Source organism: Mesorhizobium quangtriensis, assembly GCF_040081925.1.
Lineage (GTDB): Bacteria > Pseudomonadota > Alphaproteobacteria > Rhizobiales > Rhizobiaceae > Mesorhizobium_K > Mesorhizobium_K quangtriensis.
Map to the genome: position 1 here is coordinate 38,536 of NZ_JBEBMF010000005.1, position 20,457 is coordinate 58,992.

21 protein-coding genes are annotated in these 20,457 nt (G+C 63.7%); 10 read left to right on the forward strand and 11 right to left on the reverse strand.

Annotated features, from left to right (window positions below):
- Positions 1 to 6 precede the first annotated feature (6 nt).
- Both ABMA32_RS22675 and ABMA32_RS22680 read left to right on the forward strand, forming a co-directional pair.
- Complete coding sequence (locus ABMA32_RS22675) at positions 7 to 888, forward strand: TniB family NTP-binding protein (protein ID WP_349016026.1); 882 nt, start codon at positions 7 to 9, stop codon at positions 886 to 888.
- A complete protein-coding gene (locus tag ABMA32_RS22680; RefSeq protein WP_349016027.1) occupies positions 885 to 1,745 on the forward strand; it encodes a TniQ family protein in 861 nt (286 codons plus the stop codon). Before ABMA32_RS22675 ends, ABMA32_RS22680 begins: the two co-directional genes overlap by 4 nt.
- A 746-nt stretch (positions 1,746 to 2,491) precedes the next feature.
- Here ABMA32_RS22680 and repC read toward each other — a convergent pair.
- The 5 genes from repC to ABMA32_RS22705 form a co-directional block, all read right to left on the reverse strand.
- A complete protein-coding gene (gene repC / locus ABMA32_RS22685; protein ID WP_349016028.1) occupies positions 2,492 to 3,724 on the reverse strand; it encodes a plasmid replication protein RepC in 1,233 nt (410 codons plus the stop codon).
- 193 nt (positions 3,725 to 3,917) lie between these two features.
- The gene (gene repB / locus ABMA32_RS22690) at positions 3,918 to 4,904 is read right to left on the reverse strand and encodes a plasmid partitioning protein RepB (RefSeq protein ID WP_349016029.1); all 987 of its coding nucleotides are present in this window, start codon (positions 4,902 to 4,904) and stop codon (positions 3,918 to 3,920) included.
- A complete protein-coding gene (gene repA, locus ABMA32_RS22695) occupies positions 4,901 to 6,124 on the reverse strand; it encodes a plasmid partitioning protein RepA (protein WP_349016030.1) in 1,224 nt (407 codons plus the stop codon). The genes repB and repA overlap by 4 nt, the downstream gene beginning before the upstream one ends.
- Positions 6,125 to 6,620: 496 nt before the next feature.
- The gene (locus tag ABMA32_RS22700) at positions 6,621 to 7,790 is read right to left on the reverse strand and encodes a site-specific integrase (protein WP_349016031.1); all 1,170 of its coding nucleotides are present in this window, start codon (positions 7,788 to 7,790) and stop codon (positions 6,621 to 6,623) included.
- Positions 7,791 to 7,797: 7 nt separating this feature from the next.
- Positions 7,798 to 8,892 carry a hypothetical protein gene (locus ABMA32_RS22705; RefSeq protein WP_349016032.1) on the reverse strand — a complete coding sequence of 365 codons (1,095 nt, stop codon included), beginning with the start codon at positions 8,890 to 8,892 and terminating at the stop codon, positions 7,798 to 7,800.
- Positions 8,893 to 8,954: 62 nt separating this feature from the next.
- On the opposite strand from ABMA32_RS22705, the gene ABMA32_RS22710 reads away from it, so the two are divergent.
- From ABMA32_RS22710 to ABMA32_RS22735, 6 genes are all read left to right on the forward strand, one after another.
- On the forward strand, positions 8,955 to 9,224 hold the full coding sequence (locus tag ABMA32_RS22710) for a type II toxin-antitoxin system Phd/YefM family antitoxin (RefSeq protein WP_159602504.1): 270 nt from the start codon (positions 8,955 to 8,957) through the stop codon (positions 9,222 to 9,224).
- Positions 9,225 to 9,227: 3 nt separating this feature from the next.
- On the forward strand, positions 9,228 to 9,674 hold the full coding sequence (locus tag ABMA32_RS22715) for a plasmid maintenance toxin (PemK-like) (RefSeq protein ID WP_349016033.1): 447 nt from the start codon (positions 9,228 to 9,230) through the stop codon (positions 9,672 to 9,674).
- 263 nt (positions 9,675 to 9,937) lie between these two features.
- A complete protein-coding gene (locus ABMA32_RS22720; RefSeq protein WP_425475578.1) occupies positions 9,938 to 11,092 on the forward strand; it encodes an RHE_PE00001 family protein in 1,155 nt (384 codons plus the stop codon).
- Between the two features lies 1 nt (position 11,093).
- Positions 11,094 to 12,341, forward strand: a complete 1,248-nt coding sequence (locus tag ABMA32_RS22725) for an abortive infection family protein (RefSeq protein ID WP_349016034.1) — start codon at positions 11,094 to 11,096, stop codon at positions 12,339 to 12,341.
- A 70-nt stretch (positions 12,342 to 12,411) separates the two neighbouring features.
- Positions 12,412 to 13,062 (forward strand): DUF2971 domain-containing protein, encoded by a 651-nt coding sequence (locus ABMA32_RS22730; protein ID WP_349016035.1) that lies wholly within the window; start codon positions 12,412 to 12,414, stop codon positions 13,060 to 13,062.
- Between the two features lie 5 nt (positions 13,063 to 13,067).
- Positions 13,068 to 14,024: a hypothetical protein gene (locus tag ABMA32_RS22735; protein WP_349016036.1), complete on the forward strand. Its 957-nt coding sequence runs from the start codon at positions 13,068 to 13,070 to the stop codon at positions 14,022 to 14,024.
- Positions 14,025 to 14,238: 214 nt separating this feature from the next.
- Here the strand turns inward: ABMA32_RS22735 and ABMA32_RS22740 are convergent, their stop codons facing one another.
- Complete coding sequence (locus ABMA32_RS22740) at positions 14,239 to 15,132, reverse strand: hypothetical protein (RefSeq protein WP_349016037.1); 894 nt, start codon at positions 15,130 to 15,132, stop codon at positions 14,239 to 14,241.
- A gap of 176 nt (positions 15,133 to 15,308) precedes the next feature.
- On the opposite strand from ABMA32_RS22740, the gene ABMA32_RS22745 reads away from it, so the two are divergent.
- Both ABMA32_RS22745 and ABMA32_RS22750 read left to right on the forward strand, forming a co-directional pair.
- Positions 15,309 to 15,506, forward strand: coding sequence for a hypothetical protein (locus tag ABMA32_RS22745; RefSeq protein WP_349016038.1), 198 nt, complete (start codon positions 15,309 to 15,311; stop codon positions 15,504 to 15,506).
- Between the two features lie 125 nt (positions 15,507 to 15,631).
- Positions 15,632 to 15,895 carry a WGR domain-containing protein gene (locus ABMA32_RS22750; RefSeq protein WP_349016279.1) on the forward strand — a complete coding sequence of 88 codons (264 nt, stop codon included), beginning with the start codon at positions 15,632 to 15,634 and terminating at the stop codon, positions 15,893 to 15,895.
- Positions 15,896 to 15,963: 68 nt separating this feature from the next.
- Here ABMA32_RS22750 and ABMA32_RS22755 read toward each other — a convergent pair whose 3' ends face one another.
- From ABMA32_RS22755 to dinB, 5 genes are all read right to left on the reverse strand, one after another.
- Entirely contained in the window at positions 15,964 to 16,278 is a 315-nt protein-coding gene (locus ABMA32_RS22755) for a DUF736 domain-containing protein (RefSeq protein ID WP_349016039.1), read from the reverse strand.
- Between the two features lie 684 nt (positions 16,279 to 16,962).
- A complete protein-coding gene (locus ABMA32_RS22760; RefSeq protein ID WP_349016040.1) occupies positions 16,963 to 17,121 on the reverse strand; it encodes a hypothetical protein in 159 nt (52 codons plus the stop codon).
- A gap of 323 nt (positions 17,122 to 17,444) precedes the next feature.
- Positions 17,445 to 17,630 (reverse strand): hypothetical protein, encoded by a 186-nt coding sequence (locus ABMA32_RS22765; RefSeq protein ID WP_034462712.1) that lies wholly within the window; start codon positions 17,628 to 17,630, stop codon positions 17,445 to 17,447.
- Positions 17,631 to 18,136: 506 nt separating this feature from the next.
- Positions 18,137 to 18,934 (reverse strand): sensor histidine kinase, encoded by a 798-nt coding sequence (locus tag ABMA32_RS22770; RefSeq protein WP_349016041.1) that lies wholly within the window; start codon positions 18,932 to 18,934, stop codon positions 18,137 to 18,139.
- Positions 18,935 to 19,365: 431 nt separating this feature from the next.
- The gene (gene dinB, locus ABMA32_RS22775; RefSeq protein WP_349016280.1) at positions 19,366 to 20,448 is read right to left on the reverse strand and encodes a DNA polymerase IV; all 1,083 of its coding nucleotides are present in this window, start codon (positions 20,446 to 20,448) and stop codon (positions 19,366 to 19,368) included.
- Positions 20,449 to 20,457: the final 9 nt, after the last annotated feature.

Sequence of the window (20,457 nt, forward strand, 5' to 3'; positions counted from 1 at the left end):
GTAAACATGAGCGATGAAATCTCCCACCTGACCGCCGGCGCCGGCGCACTGCTTGTCGAAACGGACGAGCGGCGCATTCGCGCGATACGATCGCGCCGTTGGGTGCTCTACCCACGCGCCAAGCAGGCGCTCGATCGGCTGAGCGTGCTCCTCGACCATCCACGTGGCACGCGCATGCCCTCGGTCGCGATCTATGGCGACAGCGGCATGGGCAAGACCATGATTATGAAGCGGTTCCGGGACGAACACCCGCCGAGCTTCAACCCGGTCACGGGTACGCTAAAGACGCCCGTTCTGGCCATGGAGATGACGAGCCGGCCCGGCGAGCGGCGGTTCTACGCCGAACTGCTCACCCTTCTCGGCGCACCGCAACGGCCCCGCGCTGACATCGCCCAGATGGAACAGGCTGCGTTACGCATCATGGAGGCCATCGGCGTACAGGTGCTGGTGATCGACGAGGTGCACAACATTCTCGCTGGATCCTATCGCGAGCAGCGCATTGTCCTGAACACTCTTCGCTTCCTCAGCAATCGTCTGCAGATCTCGCTGGTCTGCTTCGGCGTCAACGAGGCGCGCGAGGCGATTAGCGGCGACGTTCAGCTTGCGCGCCGGTTCGAGCAATTCACCCTGAACAGGTGGGCTGCGAACGAGCAGTTCGAGAACCTTGTGGCGTCGATCCTGCGCAACACGCCACTGCGTCAGCCTTCGATGCTCACCCCGAAATCGCTGCGTCGGATACTTCAGATCACCGAAGGGATCACGGCAAACATCTTCCACATGATCAACAGCCTCGCAATCGGCGCCGTCGAAAGCGGTCGCGAGCACATCGCCGACGAAGCGATCGAGAGATGGGAGCCGGAATTCGATGCCGAGGCGGCATTCGCATGACGGAGACCACGCCGCCTCGGCAATTGCCGGTGCGGTTAGCGCCCTATGCGGACGAACTGCTGTCCTCCTGGATAGGCCGGCACGCCAGTTTCTATGCGGTCCCGCCGTTGGTCATGCTCCAACATTGCCTGCCGGAGGCCTCCTCATTGCGAGCAACCGATCTCCATTTGAGCGGTGATCAGGAAATCCGTCTCGCCAGGGTGTTCGCTACAGAGCCGGCTATCGTGCGCCGAATGACCTTCGGCAATGTCGTGCAATCATCGCATCGGCTTCTCGCCGCGATGCCAGCGCAGTACTGCACGAACTGTAGCCCTGGTCACACTGCGCCAATCCTGCGAAGCCAGCTGCTCGGATGGCGCATCACTTGCCCTCTGTGTGGAAACCAACTCCGGGATGCCGGTGGGCGCGAACTCCCCTCCCCCTTCCGGCAATACTACGGTGCAGCTCTTCGTGGCGAAAAGCTGCTCGATGATGAAGCCGAACGTGGCGTCCGAACCTGGACTTCGCCTGCCGAAATCGCACGGCTTCTCCTGATGCGGCGAGTGATCTGGCCCCTGCCGCGCGAGCATGAGCTTTGGCGCTACAGGGTGCTCGGTGCCATCATTCCCGATCTCGACGATGTCGTTGCCGCAGAACACGAGAACCTCCCAACCCCTGCAAGGCCTATTCTCCCGCTTCACCTGCGGCCGGCACTGCTGGCCGGTGTAGCCATTGTCGAGCGCGCCGGCCCGGAAATGCTCCGGATGTTGCGAGGGCACATGATGGGCGACAACAAAGTCCGATTCTCTGACGCCGCCGAGAACATGATAGCTCGAGCCGCCAAGCTGCGAGCTTCCAGGCAAATGCAGTTAATTTGAGAATCTGCTTGTTGGGACTCTCACGATTAAGTGCCCACCTCGAACAAAATCGCCGCATTCTTGTATTTAAATGCCAAACGACATGATGGTCCCGACGCGACCGATGAGGGTGAATTCGGCGATGTTGCGCATAGTCTTTCTCCATCTTGTGGGGCTGCGCCCCGTTGCGATGGCGATCCGTTATGGCCGGGAAGACAGCACAGAGCCGAAGCCCGCGAGACGCGGGCGAAGGGCGAGCGCAGCGCTGCGTCCCGTCAGCCCGTGAATTTTGGCGCCGCAGGCGCGTGCGCGAGGAATGCCGACGGGACCCGCTTGCGGGTGGCGGCACGGGAAAATTCTCGGGCGTAGGGACCGACGTGCCGGCGACGGCCATAGGAATCCAGCCATGCAACCGGGAGCGCTGCCCAACGGGGAGAAGCGAGCAATCGTCGCCGTACCGCCATCGCCCCGCGCCGGGCCAAAATTCGGCGGCAAGAATCCGCGTTGTCGATGCCAATCCATCGAGGACGTTGCACCAGCGAGAAAACGCAGCGCTGGATTTCGGGGCGATCCAAGCAGTCGACGGCACACCGAACGGAGACAGCAGCAGCGACCAGCTACCGTGCGCCTTGGCCAAACGGCAGGACAGCAGCGCAAACGGCCCGGGCACGACCGGAAGCCGGTCCGCGAAATTCCGGCCGCGCCGTCGCAAACGTGCACCGACCCGCCAGAATCGGGCGCTCCCTCCCCTCGAGACCGCCACGCCGTCACGCCGATCGTTTGGTGCGCAGCTGCGCGTTGACCTGCGACATCAGGATCGGCCCGAGCGAGAACTCCCCGGCCCGCGCCTTTTCGGTCAGGCCGCGCAAATAGCCGCCGGCCGATCGGATGGCCGCGCCGCGCTGGAGGATGCACGCCACAACCACGGCCGCCTGCATTTCGCCCATCACGGCTTGCGCCTCCTCCCAGGCGCTGGGGCTGATCCCGAGCATCGACCGCACCACGGCCGCCGTCGCCAGCAGGTCCCGCCAGTTCGAAATCCCGCCCTTGGCGTAGTCGGCGATGTCGGGGCAGGCCTTCATCACCAACCCAAGCGGATAGGCCGTTTCCGCAACCCTCGGCGTTTCAGGATCTGGCACCGCCGTCGCCGCCCGGCTTCTTCGAAAGCCAGGTTCAAGATCAATTAAGGGGTCTGGATTTGAATTCTGTATATGGCGCTCACTTCGGGACTCATTGGCGCTCATATCTTGTGTTTTGACATGCGTTTCCAGCAAGTTGAGGACGTCATCAGCCAATTGCGATAGTTCCTCGGCAGCCGCCTCGAGTTGGTCGCGCGTCGCTGTGCGTGGAATCCCCTCGACGATCGAGCGGAAACCGGCATGCACCTCAGCCCAGTCCGCAGGCCCCTGCCCTCCCCTGCGTGTCGGCACGCCCTCTTCGATGCCGGTCGCGATCATCTTGGCGATGTCGCGCCGGCACAGCGTGATGCGCTCGCGCGCGAGCTTAATGGCGCGCGCTTCGGCTTCCACGGCCGCCGCCAGGCTCTCGAACTCTTCTGAGCGGACGACGAGCGGCGAGAGGTCGAAGCCGAACGCCAGCTCGATCTCGCCTGAAGCGCCTTTGCGGGCGTAGCGCTTGCCGTTCGGGCTATCGCGCCGGACGATGAGGCCCGCGTCGACCAGGACCGCGAGATGCCGTCGCAGCGTCGACGCCGGCATGCCGTGCGCGCGAAGCGACAGGAGTTGGTTCGAAGGGAAGACGACGAGGTCGTCCTCACCCGTCAGCGCGGTCTCGGGGTGGAATGTGAGAAGCGCGTTCAAGACCGAGAGCGCGCGCTCCGTCACGCCGAGGCTCGGCCGCGCCTTGCAGATCGCCTGGAAGATCTTCCACTTGTGTACAACCTTCTCAGGCGGCCGCGACGATGCGGCGATCTGCGTTGCCACGTGGGCAAGCGTCAGCGATCGCCGCCCGAAGGGCGTCGTTGGTGTGTGTGGCTCCATGTCTTGCCCTCATCCGGGCAAAGGAAATCTGCTCGCCGAAACGACGCTGTCTCGCATGAGACACTTGACTGCGATTCGCGGAAGTGATTCTCTATCTGTCGCCAAACAAGACGAGGGCTTCCGGGACGGAGACGTTTCGGGGGCCTTTTTCTTTTGCCGCTATGGTTCCTTTCGTGTGTTCAGGGTACGCGGTTCACGCATCTTCACGGCGTTTGAACGCCGCGTAGATTTCTGGGAGCTGATCGACGAGATAGGGACCGAAGTCCGGGTCGTGCCGATTATCGATGGTAAGTCGGATCTGATCCTTCGCACGCTCGACGCGCGCGACTTGCTTGCCGTCATCGCTCTTGACGATATGTGCTGTTGGCCGCTTCGGCCGGCGTACCAGCGCCTTCAACACGCGCTCGAATCGAGCATCGCTCGCCAAGGCTGGGAAAGTCGGGCCTGAGACGATCTCACGCCATTTCGCGTCGCCTTGCTTTGCGAGCGACGCTAGTTGCTCCCATCGCGGCCGACCAATCTTCGGGGCTGCGCCAATTGCGACGATGAGCTCTTCCGGCAAGTCTCTTGCCAGCGATATCATCGTCGACAGGTTTCCCTTTTGCACCGACAGCGCCGACATCAAGGCCGCTCTCGTGAACCCTCGATCCTCGAGACGAGCGGCGAACAGTGCCCGTTCGATGAATGAGAGGTCTTTGCGATCGGTGTTTTCCTTTCCTTGCGCGACAATGAGCTCTTCATCGCTGAGCTCTCGTACGATCGCCTTCACCGGCCGTCCAAGGGAGCGAAGTGCGGCGACCCGCCGGTGTCCGTATGCAGCTTGGTAGCGCCCCGGCGCGTCAGTGCGCGGACGGACTAGGATTGGGACCTGCTGTCCAACTTCCAGGAGGCCTGCTTTAAACGACTCGAAGTCCGCTCCTTCGACATCGTCCAGACGGTCTCGAATGAAGGAGGGATCGACAAGTTTTGGATCAAGCTCGACAACTTGTGCGCCCGACGCGAGTTGTGCCCGGAGCGCTTGGGCCTCGTCTGCGTCATCCGAGAGGCTTTTCAGCGAAAGCCCCATGGCCTTGAGCGAGCCCGATGTCACAGGGGGGCGCGCTGACCGCTCTTCACTCGGTGCCGGCGGCGCAGTGATGGGCGCCATCATCGCCTTGAGTTGGTCACGACGCTTATTCATGCCGCCCTCCCCCATGCGTCGAGAACAAGGGCCTCGATTTCCGCGTGGACGGTGTCCAACGCCTCGATCGCACGGTCGTAAGTGGTCCGGGTGAAGTTCTCCCGCCCGATCTCATAGAGCGTCTGCTTTGTGAGGCCGGCGTCCGCAATTGCGGTCGACTTCAAGATTGGAGTCGTGAGTACCCGCTCTCCGAACAAGCTACGCATGAGGCCGACAATCTGTCCCTGCGGTCCGTCGGAGGGTTCGTACCGGGTGATTGCATAGCGGAAGAAGTCATAGTCGGCGTCCCCGCCTGCCTGCTCGACAACGTCAAGGAGGCTGGACGTCATGTGCAGGAATTGGGACATCGAGGCCACGTCGAGCATTTGCGGATGGATGGTGACGAGCACACTTCTGGCCGCGCAAAGCGCCGACAGCGTCAGAAAGCCGAGCGAGGGTGGGCAATCGAGGACGACGATGTCGTACCGATCTTCCACTGAGGCCAACGCCGTCGCGATGCGGGAGAAGAACATCCGATCGGAACTTCTCCGTCCCTCGGCAAGTACCCGCGGCGTGTCGTGCTCGAACTCCTGGAGTTCGAGGTTACCGGGAACGATGTCGAGGCCAGCGAAATAGGTCTTGCGGATCACCTCGCTCATCGCGCGCTGGTGCTCGTCATAGCGAATTGCGCCGTACAGAGTGTCGTTTTCCTGCAGATCGAATTCCGGCTGTAGCCCGAACAGGGCGGAGAGCGATGCCTGCGGGTCGAGGTCTATTGCGAGGGTGCGGAAGCCGCGCATCGCAAAATACTGCGCGACGTGCGCAGCAGTCGTCGTCTTGCCGGACCCGCCTTTGAAATTTGTGACGGCGATCACCTGGAGGTGGTCGCCGGGGCGGCGAGTCGGCAGGTAGTTCGGCTTCGAGCGGGCGAGCGTTCTTCGCACCTCGTGGATTTGCTCGAGCGTGAAAAGGCGACGGCCGCGAGAGTTCTTCTCGGTTTCGGGAACGTCGCCTGCGATGGACAGCTGCCGGATGTAGGCGTCGGTGACCCCCACCAACTTGGCGGCCTCGCCTGAGGTGAATCTGCGAAGCTCTTTTTGAGCGGCCGGCGGAAATGCGCGGGTGCGTAACTCCTTCAGCTGCGCGCTCAGCAGATCCGCGTCCGACTCGATGAGGCGCGTCAGCGAGCGCACCTTTTTCCCGGTGCGATGACTAGGGTCGATTTGTGCTTGCTCTGTCATCTACGCTCGATGCCGCTATTTTTCGTGTTGAGCGTAAATTCTTCCGTTCTTCCGAGTCGGTCAAGCGATTTAGGGTTAACGCGTATTAACCATTAGGGCACGGCGCAGGCACCATCCGGGACGTCTCAAAGCTGCGTTCGCGGGGTCGCCCACTTGCCGTAGCACGTGGTCTCCAGATCATATCCGATTCGCTATAAGACGCTTGGGTAGTCGGGCAGGACCGATGGCACGAGCGCTGTTTCAATTCCTGCCAATCGGAAGTTCTCAGCTGAGAACTTTGCTGTTCAGCCGGTTTTCGCCCCCTCCCCCCGACGACTCGCTCCGGCATCTCATGCTCAGGCCTCCGGAGCTCGCACGCGAGGGAAATCTTGCATAGCGGCGAGATCCAAGGCTGGTAAGCCCGCGGTTCTCAGCTGAGAACTTCCTCCGCGACCGGGTTAGCCACCGCTGCCGAGGTGCGATCGTGGTTGGTCGACCACCACGCCTCGTCGGTGAGCTACACCGCCAGTTTTGCCGCTCTCCCCTGCGCTCGCTCGGCCTCGTTGTAGTAGCTCGCGGCCTGTTGGACCGACCGGTGCTGCGACTGCTGCATCGCCTCGGGCAACGCCACGCCCTGCCGCGCCGCCTCAGTGAGATATCCTGAGCGCAGGCCGTGCGCCGCGAACTCGCTCGGGTCGAGCCCGGCCATTTGGCACCGCCGCTTGACGATCAGGTTGATCGACTGCGGCGTAAGAGCCCGCTCCTCGAGCGCTTCCCACCGATCGATCGCACGAAAGACCGGCCCTTTCTGGATGTCGGCGCGCTCGAGCCATTCCCGCAGCACCTCGACCGGCGGGCCGACCAGGAACACCCTGCCCTCGTCTTCGGCGTCCCCGGTCTTGGTGCGGCCGAGCTGGATAGAGACGCACGGCAGCATCGGCGACTTCGGGTCGGTCGGATCGAGCGGCACGGCCGCCTCATCGCTCAGCTGCTCCACACGAAGGCGCGCCACCTCGCTGCGCCGGCGCCCGCCGGAGGCGAAGGCCAGCAGCAGGATCGCGAGGTCGCGCGTGTCGGCGAGCCGGTCCGTCGCACACGTCGCAACAAGCCGGTCGAGGACGTCGCGCGTCACGGCGCGCTTGCTCTTGCGGCGGCGCGGCCGCGGCGAAGCCCGCACGGCGAGGCGCACAGCCGACCGCAAGGCTGGAGAGCCAAACGGTCCGTCGATGCCCTTCCAGCGGTGCAGCGTGCCCCAGCTCGCCAGGCGCCGCTTCACGGTGCTCGGCGCATGCGGGCCGTCGCTCCGCAATAGCCCCTCCTCATGCAGCGCCTGCGCGACTTCCGCCGGCATCCCGTGCCTGGTGTCGTTCTCACGCTGTGCTGGGTCCCACAGGTGGTGGGCGACGAATTTCAACGCCAGCGCTTCCGTCGCCGGCCACTGCAGCGGCTCACCCGTCGCGGCCGCCGCCCAGCCTTCGAGATAGGCAAGGTCCGACGCCAGCGCCCGCAGGCTGTTCTCGCCCATGCCCTCGCGCGCAAGGTGCTTAAGTGTTGCGACGTCGTCGTTGGTGAGGAGCTGCGCCAGCCGGTCGCGCCGGTCCATCGGCAGGATGGCCGAGAGCGTGTCGAGCTCAAGGGCGCGGCGGGATTCGGCGTCGAGAGATCGGCCTTTGACGATATCGTCCATGCGCGCCTCAGAATCCGTAGGTCCGCTCGGCCCAGCGCAGCAGCACGGCCGCGTCCGGGTCGGGCAGACGGACGCGCTGCGCCTTGAGCCCTTCGGCGATCGCAAGCCCGACGTCGGGCTCGACCCAGTGGCCGTGGGTCATCAGGAAGAACCATCCGAAGGGCAGGCCAACCTCGCCGTCGACCGCCTCGATCCGATCCATCAGCTGGTGGACAGACGTCTCGGGAACCATCAGGAGACGCTCTCGCGGTGGCTTCAGCGGCCGCGGAATGAAGCCGATTTCGCGCTCGCCTTTGTAGGTATAGTCGCGCGCGTCGAGCGCCCAGTGCGCGAAGACGCGTTGCGACCGCGCGCCCGACTCCTCCCAATCCTGGAAGAAGCGCAGCTCGCGCGGTACGAACTCAAAATAGTCCGGCACCAGCTCAAGGAAGGGGGTCTCGCGTGTGGCGCCATGGGGTCCGGTTTCGCGAACGACCCGCCGCTCCATCTCCGGCCGCTTCGCCTCGCGCTTCTCGCGCTCGATTCGGCCGCAGCGGTCGAGGAAGCTGCGGACGTGAATGAAGGCGCCGCCGGCACGGTCGAGCGAGCGGTAGACTGGGCCGGCGAGGCGGTCCTTCTCGGGCAGGGTATCCCGGCGCGGCCAGCTCGGATCGAGCAGTTCCTGCTCACCCCAGGGCCGGTAGTCCGGGTTGACGACCGGGCCGGCGCGCCACTCGATCTCGCGACCGAGCGCAATCTGGATGTAGTCGGCCGGCGCGGGCCCAGTCGGCGCGAAGACGAAAGCGCTCGAGCCACGCCATTCGGTGATCTGCAGGTCGGTGTCCTTCAAGCGCGCCCAGGTCGCCTTGATGTCGCCGCCGTCCTTGGCGAGTTCGGCCGTCATCCATGGCCGTAGCTCGCCGACGCTCGTGCCGTCTGGCCGGATCACGGTGCGGGTATCTCGCCAGTACTCGTCGTCGACCTGGGCGAGGGTGAAGTCGAAGCCCGGGAAGGCGGCGGCGAGGGCAGGGACGAGGCCGGAGTCGGCCGTGGCTGGGTCGAGGGCGGCCAGCGCGGCTTGCAGCGAGGCTGAATCAGGCAAGCGGACGGGAGGAGGGGTCATTAGCGGACCTCTTGCGGGATTAGCGGGATTTCCGTATATTCCGGAACAAAGGAGAACCCATCATGGCTTCCACCGTGACCGCCGCCGAGGTCTCCAAGAACTTCGGCGCCTACCAGGACGCCGCCGTGCGCGAGCCGGTGGTGATCACCAAGAACGGCCGCCCGCGCACCGTGCTGATGGCCTACGAGGACTTCGTCCGCCTGTCGAAGCGCGACCGCCGCGTCCAGCGCACCGTCGACCTCAGCGACGCCGAGATCGCCGCGGTCGAGGCCGCCGAGATGACGCCGGACCCCGACCAGGTCGGCGCCTCCGCCAAGCAGACCGCCGGCTGAGGGGTGCTGCCGACCGACATCAGGCTCGGCTGGGTCTTCCGCTATGCCTACCTTTGGGACTGGCAGCACCGCGAGGGCCGGGAGGAGGGCGACAAGGACCGCCCGTGCCTGGTGCTGGCGATCGTCATGACGACGGAGGCGGGCGATCCGGTAGTGCGCGTGCTGCCGATCACCCACACGCCGCCCACCAATCCGGCCGACGCGATCGAGATCCCGGCCGACGTCAAGACGCGCCTGCGGCTCGACGCGGAGCGCTCGTGGATCGTGCTGACCGAGAGCAACCGCTTCACCTGGCCGGGGCCGGACCTGCGCAATATCGACACCGAAAGCGGCTATTACGGCGCCCTGACGCCGGGCCTGTTCGCCGAGGTGAAGCGCCGCTTCGTGGCGATCGCCCGCGGTGAGGTCGCGACCAGCGCGCCGCACCGGAGCGTGCCGCGCACCGAGTGACGGCCGCCGGCGGCGGCCGATTGCATCCGAAAGAGGGTAGGGGGCTGGCAGCGGCGGCGTCCTCGCGTCGATCTGAGGCCCGGCGGGCGTGATTTGCCGGGCTGAGGACGCTGAGAATCGCTGATTTGCGATTCGGTGTCCATCACTATCGATAAGGAGTGGTTATCGATAGTGAGAAGGGTGCGCCGGAGGGCATCGCTATGACGGAAGCGAAAGCCGTGATAGCTTCCGTTTGAACGATTCCCATTAAGGTTATCAAGACGTTGCATTCCAACTACCAGATCCCCGATCCGCTGCCTTGGGCGGCCCTCGCCGGACCGCTCGCGGCGGCCGAGGACGCACTGGCCCGGCTCGACGAGCGCTTGGCCAAAAGCCCGATCCGCGACGGCTGGATGGCCCGCACCCACTTCACCGACGCCTGCGCCAGTCTGTGGCTGGAAGGCGAGCTCGTCCACCTCGACGATCTCGTTCTCCACGATGCCGGCATGGACATCCGCGCCCCAACCCACGAACTGACCCGCGCCCACGCCGTGCTGCGCACGCGCCGGCGCATCGCCGCGGCCAAGCCCGACTGGGCGCTGTCGGCGGCCGGCCTCGCCGGGCTGCGGGGCAGGGGAGGGCAGGGCGATCGGGAAGCGGAACGGGTCAACCGGAATGGGGAAGAGGATGAGGCGCGCGGTTCGGAGGACGAAGACAGCGACGCTGATACCGGTGAGGCGTTTCGCGTGGCCCCAACCGACGACCGGCTGGCCGACGTCTTCGCGGCCGTGGACGCCGCGATCGCCCAGGCCGATCGCACGCTGGCGGGCGAAAACAATGGTCCGCGCCAGCCGCAGCCCGAGCGAGACCCGCTGGTCTACGACATCGACTGGGACGAGGACGAACGTCTCGACGCCTGGCGTACGGTCGTCGACCAAACACGCAACCTGCCCCCGACGCTGGCGTCGGCAATCGCGGCAGACGCCTGGGCCGCGATCGAGCCGCTGCAGCATACGCCCTGGCTCGGACGCCTGCTCGGCGCCAGCCTGCTACGCGCACGCGGTAAGAGCCGCGTGCATCTGCCATGCCTGCACGACGGCCTGAAGGCGATCCCGCGCGAACGGCGGCGGCCGCGCGACAGGGCAGGACGCCTTGCCGTCCAGCTCGAGGCGATCGCCGCCGCGGCCGCGGCCGGGCTGAAGGACCACGACCGCTGGCTGACCGCCGGAACCCTGCTGGCCCGCAAGCTCGACGGCCGCCGCTCCACCTCCCGGCTGCCGGCGCTGCTCGACTACGTGCTGACCCGCCCGATCGTCTCGGCCGGCATGGTCGCGGAGGAACTGAAAATCACGTCGCGCGCCGCCCAGGATCTGGTGGCGGAGCTCGGGTTGCGCGAGGCGACAGGCCGAGGGCGTTATCGGGCGTGGGGAATCCTCTAGTATGACGACCTCACGCCAGCCGAAATCAGCACCGATGCCCGTCGCCATTCCGCCCGCCATGATCAAGGAGCTTCGCCACCTGTTGGCATCAGCGATCTCTGACGCCAAGGCTTATGACGTGCCGGGCTTATGCCGTCGGCTGAACCTGGCGGACGGCGACGAACAGGAGGCGTTCTCCAGCAAGTACAAATATGCGCAGAAGCGGCTCGTAGAGGTCTCGGCCGAACAGGTTGTAGCGAGCGCGCGCCAGCTCGCTGCTGAAGAGCAGCATTTCGAGCTCAGTGAGCAATTGGCTAAGATTGACGAGCTAAACGGCCCGGCGGTGACGACACTCACGCGACGACGCCTGATCGCGCTGTTCGAAGGCCGTCCGCTGGCGCGCGAGATCGACGACATGGAGCTCATTCGCAGCCTGTGGCCAATCGCGTCGATGCGCGCGCCGCATCCGAGTGATGAGGCATCGCTGGAGGATTATCTGCATCGACATACCGTCCGCAACGACGACCTCAGCCAGCGCGACGTGTTGGAGACATTGGGCATACTCAGTTGCTCGCGCGCGCATCTGTTCAAATTCCTGGCGGCTGTCACGGCGCCGGATGCGTTTTCGGGCAATGAGCAGGTCGAATTGGCCGAGAAAATCGACGGCCTGTTGCGGGCCGATGGCTACACCTTGGCGTTGGCGGGCCGAATCTCAGGAAGTCCATTTTACGCTGTGCGGCCGGCCCCGACCGGATCGCCAGCGGATGCGAGCATCTCCGCGACGCTGGCCGCCTTCGACCCGACCCAGGTCCACGCGCGCTGGACCATGGCTATGGAGCGGCGCGCCTCGGAGCCTGCCGGCGCGATCACCTTGGCACGCACTCTGCTCGAAGACGTCTGCAAATGGATTCTCGATCAGGCGGGCGAGACCTGGCAGGAGGCTGACGATCTGCCTGCCCTCTATCGCAAGCTCGCCAAAGTCCTGAAGCTCGCACCCGATGACCACACGGAACAGGTCTTCAAACAGATTCTGGGAAGCTGCCAGTCTGTCGTCGAGTCCTTGGGCGCGCTGCGCAACAAGCTCAGTGATGCGCACAGCCCTGGACCGAAGCGCGCGCGCCCGCAGCCGCGGCACGCGGAGCTGGCAGTCAATCTGGCTGGCGCGATGGCAACGTTTCTTGTTGCGACCTGGGAGGCGCGCAAGAGCGATCCGGTTAGCCCAACGACGGCGCCAGGATCGTCCGCGACGGGCGGGAAAAAGAGCGCATGACGATGCTAGCAGCCATAGGCGCAGCAGCAGCAGCACGGCAACTGATCGCCCTCTCGATGGGAGGGGAGCGATGCGGCTTTATCATTTCCTGAATGCGGAATACGGCCTCCTCAACATCCGCCATCGGCGCCTCAAGATCGGGCGCATCAACGAACTGAACGATCCGTTCGAGTTTCTCGGAGTCGCAACGAAGAGCACAAGTCTGCGCAGGCGTTATCAGCGCCTCAAAGACGGACTCAACGAGTATATGGGCGTGGTCTGTTTCAGCGCTAACTGGAACAATCCGGTGCAGTGGGCTCATTACGCCGATCGTCATCGGGGCATATGTCTGGGATTTGAAGTGAGCGCTCAGGCGCAGAAGGTCTCCTACGTTTCGGAACGATTGCTGGCGCGGCCGTCGGCCATGGAAATCGAGGGGCCGAAGGCGGAGGCTCACGTGACCGAGATTCTGACGACCAAGTTCGAACATTGGAGCTACGAGGACGAGTACCGCCTGTTTCCGCGGTTACAGGAGCGGGATCCGAGCGGGCACTACTTCTTGGAATTCGACGATCAAGTTGCTCTACGCGAGGTGATCGTCGGCCACCGATCCGCGATCAGTCGAGCCGATATCGCGCAGGCGCTTGGACCGCTCACGCCACAGATCACCGCCTACAAGGCTCGGCTTGCGTTTCGGAGCTTCGATGTCGTGCGTCAGAAGAACGATCGCCTGTGGGAGTAAAGTTAGTGACCCTATTCGCCAATGCACTCGAATCAATTCAGATCGGCGTTGAAGACCTGTTGAAGAACGACGATCGTCGAGTGCTATCGGCGGTGCGGAACGTCCACGCGGGGGTTCTTCTGCTCTGTAAGGAAAAGCTGCGGCGGCTATCGCCCGACGGTGAGATCCTGCTCGCCCAGCGTTTTGAGCCGCAGCCGGACAATAACGGTGACGTTTCAATCGAAGCTGTCGGACGAAACACCGTCGGCGTCGATGACATTAAGAAGCGTTTCAAGGCCTTCGGCGTATCGCTGGACTGGAAGCGATTCGACGCGATGGCCGACATTCGCCATCACATGGAACATTCCTACTATAAGGGCAGCCGGGAACGGGCACGCCAAGCCGTCGCTGACGCCTTGCTCGTCATTCGCCAACTCCTCGTCGAGGCATTGCGGGAGGATCCCCGGAACGCTCTCGGATCGGAATGTTGGACGGCACTCCTGGAAAACGCCGATTTGTTTGAAGCGGAGCTGCAGACCTGCCGCGCGACGCTGGAAACTGTCGACTGGGAGACCGAGGCCGCAGCGCGCGCACTTCCCGACTTCGCGTGCCCGTCCTGCCGCTCCGCGCTCATCCGACAGCGCGATCCCGCGAACACGTCGCAACAGAAGGCTGTATTGATCTGCAGCGCATGCGGCAAAGAGGCGGAACTTGGACCCGTCCTCAGCCAGGCTTTCGACGAGACCTTCGGCGGCGAAGCCCACATCGCGGTAAAAGATGGCGGGGAGCCGCCGATATCGACCTGCCCAGAATGCAGCGAAGAAACGTATGTGCTTGAGGAGGGACGATGTGCGGCTTGCGATTTTGCACTGCCTGAAGACGCTGCTTGCGCGGTTTGTGGAACCGGCCTGAGTGCTGAAGAATATTACGAGCACGATGGGCTATGCAGCTATCATGCCCACATTGCGTCAAAGGACGATTGAATCGGCCTTTGAACGATAGCCGCGCTGCCGCATAGGTGAGCCCAGCGTAAGGAGACTCCATGTTGCCCTCGACGATCTCATCCCGCGAGATGGATCGTCACCCGTGAGGGCGGAGACTGCGCAGCGGGCTCCGGGAGTGTCGCGGAGCGATGCGAGTAGAGCGAGACGGCCGCAGGCGTCTCGCCCAACCGACCATAGCGATCGGCTGCTAGCACTATCGGGGCCGAGCCGCCGCCTCACCCGCTTCCAGAAAAAACGTTTGCATGGTCCGACCGATCTTCACCGCCTGACCGATATCTTCCGGGACGGTAGGATAGATATCAATCACTGGCTCGCCCGGATCGTGAAGGAATTTTGGAACAAGCGTTCCGACACGACGACGGCCCTCGCGCAGAGCGTCCAGCTTGTCGAACTCCTGCGCATGAAGCGCCTCGGAGATCAAAGCCTCGAACCGCTCGTACTCGACAATGTCCTCAGGGGTCAGCGCCGCCGGCGGTACATAGAGCGGCATGCGATGCGCAGCCGGATTGCGGCGGGTCTTCACATCTTTCTCCCAGCCACTGAACGGCTGCAAGGCGTCGGCTATGGGTTTCAAGGCAGGATCGGCGGCGAAGGCCTGTTTGAACAGGCCGATCGACAGGGGCTTCGCAGTTTTTGTCGCCTCTGACCCGAGCTGATGCACCGCCACCCAAGCGTAGTTGTCGAGAAGGCCGAGGAGGTCGATGTAAATCGCGTTGAGGTCGCGGCAGACCCGATCGGATTGCTCCTGCGATAGTGGAACGGTTCGGTTTGGCGGAACGATGCTCTGGAAGCTTTTGAACGATGAATCGATCATGCGCAAGCGACGCATCACCCCGAACCGGCAAAAGTGGGAAGCCTCCGCGGTGAACGCTATTCGTGACAGGAGGGTCAGGGCGTCTCCCGTTAGTTCAAGCAGCGCATTGTTGACCCCGTAAATGTGGTTCTGCTGCGCTTCATGTATGAAGAATAAATTGTTCGCCGCATTTCCTTCGATCAGGAAAGGAGCCGCAAACTGCCGATACGACCTTTCATATTCGACTTCTTGAAACCCGAACTCATTAAAGGGCATCGTCGTCTCGCGCGTCATTGCAATGACCTCGACGATTACTCATCCAGGCCGCGTTTGAAAGTCTGTGTCACAGATTTTTCCCGGCCTCGCCAACGGCCGGGCGAGCGTGCGATTTCGCGGCGCCATGTGGCGCTGATAGCAAGAACACGAACGCCTGCAATTCGATTGCCGCTCAAATGCTGGGAGGAATTGAGATGACGGAAATCACACTCTCCGCGACGCCGAAGGGCAACGGCTATCAGGCGACGGTGACGTTTCCGGGCGGCGTTTCGGTGAGCTCGGCGGAAACCTATCCAACGATCGCGGAGGCAATCACCGCCGCCGCGCAGAAGTTGCTCGCGATGCCAGAGCGCCTCGCGGCCTTGGATCGATCACATCCCAGCGACGCATAACTGGCTCGAGAGGCGGATCGCGCCGAAGCTGGTGTGACGGATTGATCAAGCCGGTGAATCGATCAGATCAGATCGATTCATAAATGGCGTTGGACGTCGCTTCCAAAGGAAGCGAGACTCACGACATGGCCAGCGAGGATCCCGAACAGCTCCATCTGCATCGCATTGATCCGGACCTGAACATGCGGCGCTTCTACGCGCTTGCGCTTCAGCCGACGCTGTTCGGCGGCGCGTCGCTCATTCGGAATTGGGGTCGCATCGGAACGAATGGCCAGTCGATGATGGAGACCTTCGACGAGCCGGAAGAGGCGACGGCCGCGCTCGGCCGGCTCGAGCGTACAAAAAGGCGCCGCGGCTATCGCGATGCCGACGTTCCAGCTCGCAGTTAGGGCCTTCGAGGCGCGTCACGAGCGTGCCGAAGGCCCCGCCTTGCGGCGGGGCCCTCTTGTCGCCCGGATCAGTCCCGGTTCGGCCGGGACCAGATCAGCTGCAGGCCTTCCTCGCCTTCGACTTCGACCAGGGTCGCGTAGATCGGGGCCGGGAAGCTCGGATCGTCGAGCTTGACCGAGAGGTAGTCGCGATCCGTCTGGTCGGAGTGCTTCTGCCAAGCGGCGCCGAGCTCAACATTCGCCGCTGCGAAGATGCGGAAGTGCGGACCCTTGTCGGAGGGGTTCTCGATGCGGACCAGCCGAGCTTTGACGTTCAGGGTCAGGGTGCGGATGGTGCCCGTGAAGCCGTTGCCGTTGGAGGTGAAGGTGCCGATGTTAGCCATTGTCTCATTCCCTTGTTTCAGGGCCGCGCCCATCGCGACCCGATGGCGGTCGTGAGACCGGAGGCGATCGACCCGCACCCGAAGGGCTGAAACGAAGTGGAAGGCGGCCGGAGACGGCTTTTTTGCCTCGCGATGCAAAGCCGAAGGCGGCGGAAAAAAGTCGTCGCAGGACGTTGCGGGGACAAGATCGAGAGAACGCGCGGCGTGCTCGTCCTTCGGTCAGACCAGGCCAATCGGGTTCGTATTGGGGGTGGCTGTCGTAAACGCCTTGGGAATGACGACATGCGCGTCACTATCGCTGCCACAATCACGCCCGACGGCACCATCACGGTGCACTCGCTCTCCCCCAGGCCGGCGTCCAGCTCGCCAACCGCAACCGCATCCCCGCAGCGGACCCACGATCCCCAGCCTTCGCTCGAATGTCATGCGCCTGCCCTTGCCAGGCACCCGATCGGCAGGTTGCCGCCCCTCATGTCCAACCGAGCCGACGCCCCGTACTCCCGGCCTCGCCAGCGCCAAACGCCGGTCATTGCCAAAGGCTGGCCCTGCAGATGCCTCTGCGCCGGCGGCGCGGCCACCCGCCCGACAAAGTCCACGTCGCAAGGCGTGACCTTGGCCCGAGGGACGCAAGCGCTTCGGTCCCGATGCAGCATCATCGCCGGCCATCGCCGACAAAAAAGGGGGCTAAGCCCCCTCCGCCTCGCGCTGCCGGCGTTCGGCTTCCGTGAGCGCCTGATCGAGGCGTTGCTGCGTTTCGCGGCGCTCCTTACGCGTCAGGATGCAATGCGCAAGCTCAGCGCGGAGCTCGGCGATTTCTGCGTAGATGTCGTGAACGTTTTCCATGTGAACCTCCTTCGTCTCGATGACGGAGGCAGGCCGCCGGGCGTTGGAGGGCCGGGTCAGGGATCGCGCAGCGACCGGCAGAGCCGGCGCGCGGGGGTGCCGATTTTCTGTCGCCGCCCGGCGGGTGGCGGCGGAAAATTGGGGGATGACCGCGCGTCCTTGACGCGGTCCGACTGCCGGTATCATCGGCCGTTTCTGAGAGAGAGATGGCCCTGGCACAACGGTGCGGCTGGCTGCCTCTTCCTTCCCCCGGCCGCGCAAGGCCGCGGTCGTCGCGAAGCAACAGTCGAGGCGCCGCGTCGCGCGGCGCCATCGGAACCGGCTCAGTGAGCCGGGCCGCGCTCGTAAGGATCAAACTCGTGGATCAGCTCGAGGTCGTCGCTGTCGTCGAGCTCGTTCGAGGGCAGCGCGCCGTAGGCATCGCCGGATTTGAAGAGCGTCACCGGGACCATCAGAGTGCGAGCGAGCTGGAAGGCGTGGTTCTGGGCAAGGGAAAGATCGTGCGACATTTCGAAGGCTCCATCCGGAGCGGGCCAATTCCCGCTCGATGGCTCCTCGAAGGACCGCCTTCGGTCGCGATCACCGCGAAGGCGAAGCCGTAGCGGCGGCAGCTTGCTAGCCGACCCCTTGCGGGTTGATCGTGGAAGACCCGGAGGCGGGCCAGGACGCCATCGCTGAAGAGCGGGGTTGGTACGCGCAGCCGAGACGAGCCGCGGCCAACGCTCCATCCCTTGTCCAGCGGGAGCCATCAGTTATCGCATCTGCAATCATCTCGAGCTTTACGCCCCGACTCATCGAACGGGGGGGCAACGTCGCACCGTCAACGATCTCTCTCGCGACGACTCGCCGGCTACGAGCGGCAGAAACAGATAGACATCGCGCTACAGGAGATCTGATGGATCATGCCCACGTTGTTCATGCTCGACTGCCGCCGCGCAGATTCCCAAGTCGCTCTTCAACGCGCGCGCACGCTAGTGATGATACCGCACGAGAAACATCTCTACCTCCGTCACTATCACGCGACCGGTGGCTGGCCGTGTTGTGCGGCCCCACAGGGTAGATATAGAGCGATGCTGGTGCCTTCAGTCGACGTGCTTTCGATTGACGCCTGTCCCCCCAGTGCCCGCGCGAAGTCCGACACGATGGCAAGCCCCAGTCCGTTCCCGCCGGCGCGCGCACTGAAGCGGGGCTCGAAAGCCCTAGCCGCAACGGCCTCGGACATGCCGTGACCCGTGTCTGAGAATCGCAGAACAATTGCCTCGTCAGCATTCGAAGCGACCCCGACAACACGACAGGCCTCGACCTCGACGTGCCCCCCGAACGGCATCGCCTGGCGCGCGTTGATGACGAGGTTCAGTAGTGCATTCTCGAGCTCGGTCTCCACGCAATGCAATGGAGGGAGATCATCCGAGGCCCGCACCCGCAACGTCGACTGCGAGCCGAGAGCCAAACGCATCGGAGTTTCCAGTCGACGCAAGAAAGTATCCATCTCAACGCGTGTGAACCGCGAGGCGATCGCCGTGCCGCGTTGCAGTGTCTCGCGTGCGAATCCGCCGGCCCGATGTACTGACGCGTCGACCTGTGCCAGGAGCGAGATCGCGTCGTCGCTTCGCCCTTCCCGAATGCAGCGCTCAGCGACCTTGATTCCACTCGATACGATCTGAAGAAGATTGCCTAGGTCATGCACCGCGCGGTCACGCGATGCGCTGTCCGTCGGATGAGACCGAAGCGCATTTCCATCCTGCTGGAGGGGCCCGAATGGAATGTGATCGAGCTTAAGCTGACCGGACCACTCCGCAAGATTCACTTCCATTGTCTTTACCCCCGGCCAGATAATTGCGAACTCATCTCCGGGCGCAGGATCGATTATGGGACTCAATGACTCAATTCTACGGGCGTTTTACTGATTTCAACTGTGGGATGTTTGTCTAATATTTTTGTATAGGGCGGGACCTTGAATACGCCATCGCTGGGGACGGAATTGGTGCGCCCGGATCGAGGCGAGCCGCGCGTCACGTACGTGTATTCGGCAAGACAGTGGACACTAGGGCGAGAAATATAGCCCACGTCGACATGGTCTTGATGCCGACCTGTAAATTTCACCGCGCCAACAAGCGCAGCCACGATCGCCAAGATGCCCAACCGATCGCGAATATTCCACACGACAACCGCGGAGGCGCGACGCCGTGGCAGCGTTCCCTTCCGGAAGCCATCTCGAAAAAGTGGGTCGCGCTCCCCGGGGCGCTACAGCAGCGCGAGCTGCCCTTCTGAAGCCGCCATCGCGTTCTCGAGCGATGACACCGTGACGCCGACCAGCCGAATCCCCTTCTCGACCGGGAAGAGCGAATCGAGCAGCGCGCGAGACAGCTCCTCAACCTCCGCAGCGGTTCGGAACGGCAGGGAAACGGTCCGGCTTCGCGTTACCTGCTGGAAGTCTGCATACTTCACCTTCAACGTCACCGTGCGAGCCCGGAGCTGCTTCGACGCGCACAGACGCCATACCTTCGCGACCAGAGCGTTGATCTCGGGATAGACGCTCTCGCGGGCGAACAGATCGATGCGGAAGGTGTCCTCCGCCCCAATCGACTTGCGTGGCCGGTCCGGCTCGACAGGGCGGTTGTCGATGCCGCGGGCAATGCGATAGTACCAGCTCCCCGCCTTGCCGAAGTGCTGCTGCAGGTAGGCAAGCGGCTTCGTCTTGAGATCAGCGCCGGTGTAGATTCCAAGCCGTTCCATTTTCTCTGCCGTCGCTGGCCCGACGCCGTGAAATTTCTTCACGGCAAGCGCCTCAACGAACGAAGGACCCTTGTTCGGCGTGATGACAGCCTGGCCGTTCGGCTTGTTGAGGTCACTCGCCATCTTCGCGAGGAATTTGCAGTACGAAATACCGGCGGAGGCGTTGAGACCCGTGACTTCCTTGATGCGCGCACGAATTAGCGTCGCGATCTCGCTCGCGATCGGAATGCCGTGCTTGTTCTCCGAGACGTCGAGATAAGCCTCGTCAAGCGAGAGCGGCTCGATCAGATCAGTGTGCTCGGCGAAGATTTCGCGGATCTGCGCCGAGACGGCACGATACACATCGAAACGGGGCGGCACGAAAACGAGGTCGGGACAACGCCTTTTCGCGGTGACCGACGGCATCGCCGATCGGATGCCATAGACGCGGGCCTCGTAACTCGCCGCGGCAACCACGCCACGCACCTCCGAACCCCCGACAGCGACGGGCCGACCGCGCAGCCCGGGATCGTCGCGCTGTTCAACCGAGGCGTAGAACGCGTCCATGTCGACGTGGATGATCTTTCGCGGGATGATAGCCGATTCCGTCACCGCCACGGC

Bases quoted from the DNA above. Each gene is read 5' to 3' on its own strand.
- ABMA32_RS22765 (WP_034462712.1), bottom strand. From the start codon at position 17,630: ATGTCGCACGATCTTTCCCTTGCCCAGAACCACGCCTTCCAGCTCGCT.
- repB (WP_349016029.1), bottom strand. From the start codon at position 4,904: ATGAATAAGCGTCGTGACCAACTCAAGGCGATGATGGCGCCCATCACT.
- repA (WP_349016030.1), bottom strand. From the start codon at position 6,124: ATGACAGAGCAAGCACAAATCGACCCTAGTCATCGCACCGGGAAAAAG.
- ABMA32_RS22755 (WP_349016039.1), bottom strand. From the start codon at position 16,278: ATGGCTAACATCGGCACCTTCACCTCCAACGGCAACGGCTTCACGGGC.
- ABMA32_RS22705 (WP_349016032.1), bottom strand. From the start codon at position 8,892: ATGACCCCTCCTCCCGTCCGCTTGCCTGATTCAGCCTCGCTGCAAGCC.
- ABMA32_RS22770 (WP_349016041.1), bottom strand. From the start codon at position 18,934: ATGGAAGTGAATCTTGCGGAGTGGTCCGGTCAGCTTAAGCTCGATCAC.
- repC (WP_349016028.1), bottom strand. From the start codon at position 3,724: ATGGAGCCACACACACCAACGACGCCCTTCGGGCGGCGATCGCTGACG.
- ABMA32_RS22730 (WP_349016035.1), top strand. From the start codon at position 12,412: ATGCGGCTTTATCATTTCCTGAATGCGGAATACGGCCTCCTCAACATC.
- ABMA32_RS22725 (WP_349016034.1), top strand. From the start codon at position 11,094: ATGACGACCTCACGCCAGCCGAAATCAGCACCGATGCCCGTCGCCATT.
- ABMA32_RS22700 (WP_349016031.1), bottom strand. From the start codon at position 7,790: ATGGACGATATCGTCAAAGGCCGATCTCTCGACGCCGAATCCCGCCGC.
- ABMA32_RS22760 (WP_349016040.1), bottom strand. From the start codon at position 17,121: ATGGAAAACGTTCACGACATCTACGCAGAAATCGCCGAGCTCCGCGCT.
- ABMA32_RS22740 (WP_349016037.1), bottom strand. From the start codon at position 15,132: ATGACGCGCGAGACGACGATGCCCTTTAATGAGTTCGGGTTTCAAGAA.
- ABMA32_RS22680 (WP_349016027.1), top strand. From the start codon at position 885: ATGACGGAGACCACGCCGCCTCGGCAATTGCCGGTGCGGTTAGCGCCC.
- ABMA32_RS22750 (WP_349016279.1), top strand. From the start codon at position 15,632: ATGGCCAGCGAGGATCCCGAACAGCTCCATCTGCATCGCATTGATCCG.
- ABMA32_RS22745 (WP_349016038.1), top strand. From the start codon at position 15,309: ATGACGGAAATCACACTCTCCGCGACGCCGAAGGGCAACGGCTATCAG.
- ABMA32_RS22675 (WP_349016026.1), top strand. From the start codon at position 7: ATGAGCGATGAAATCTCCCACCTGACCGCCGGCGCCGGCGCACTGCTT.
- ABMA32_RS22710 (WP_159602504.1), top strand. From the start codon at position 8,955: ATGGCTTCCACCGTGACCGCCGCCGAGGTCTCCAAGAACTTCGGCGCC.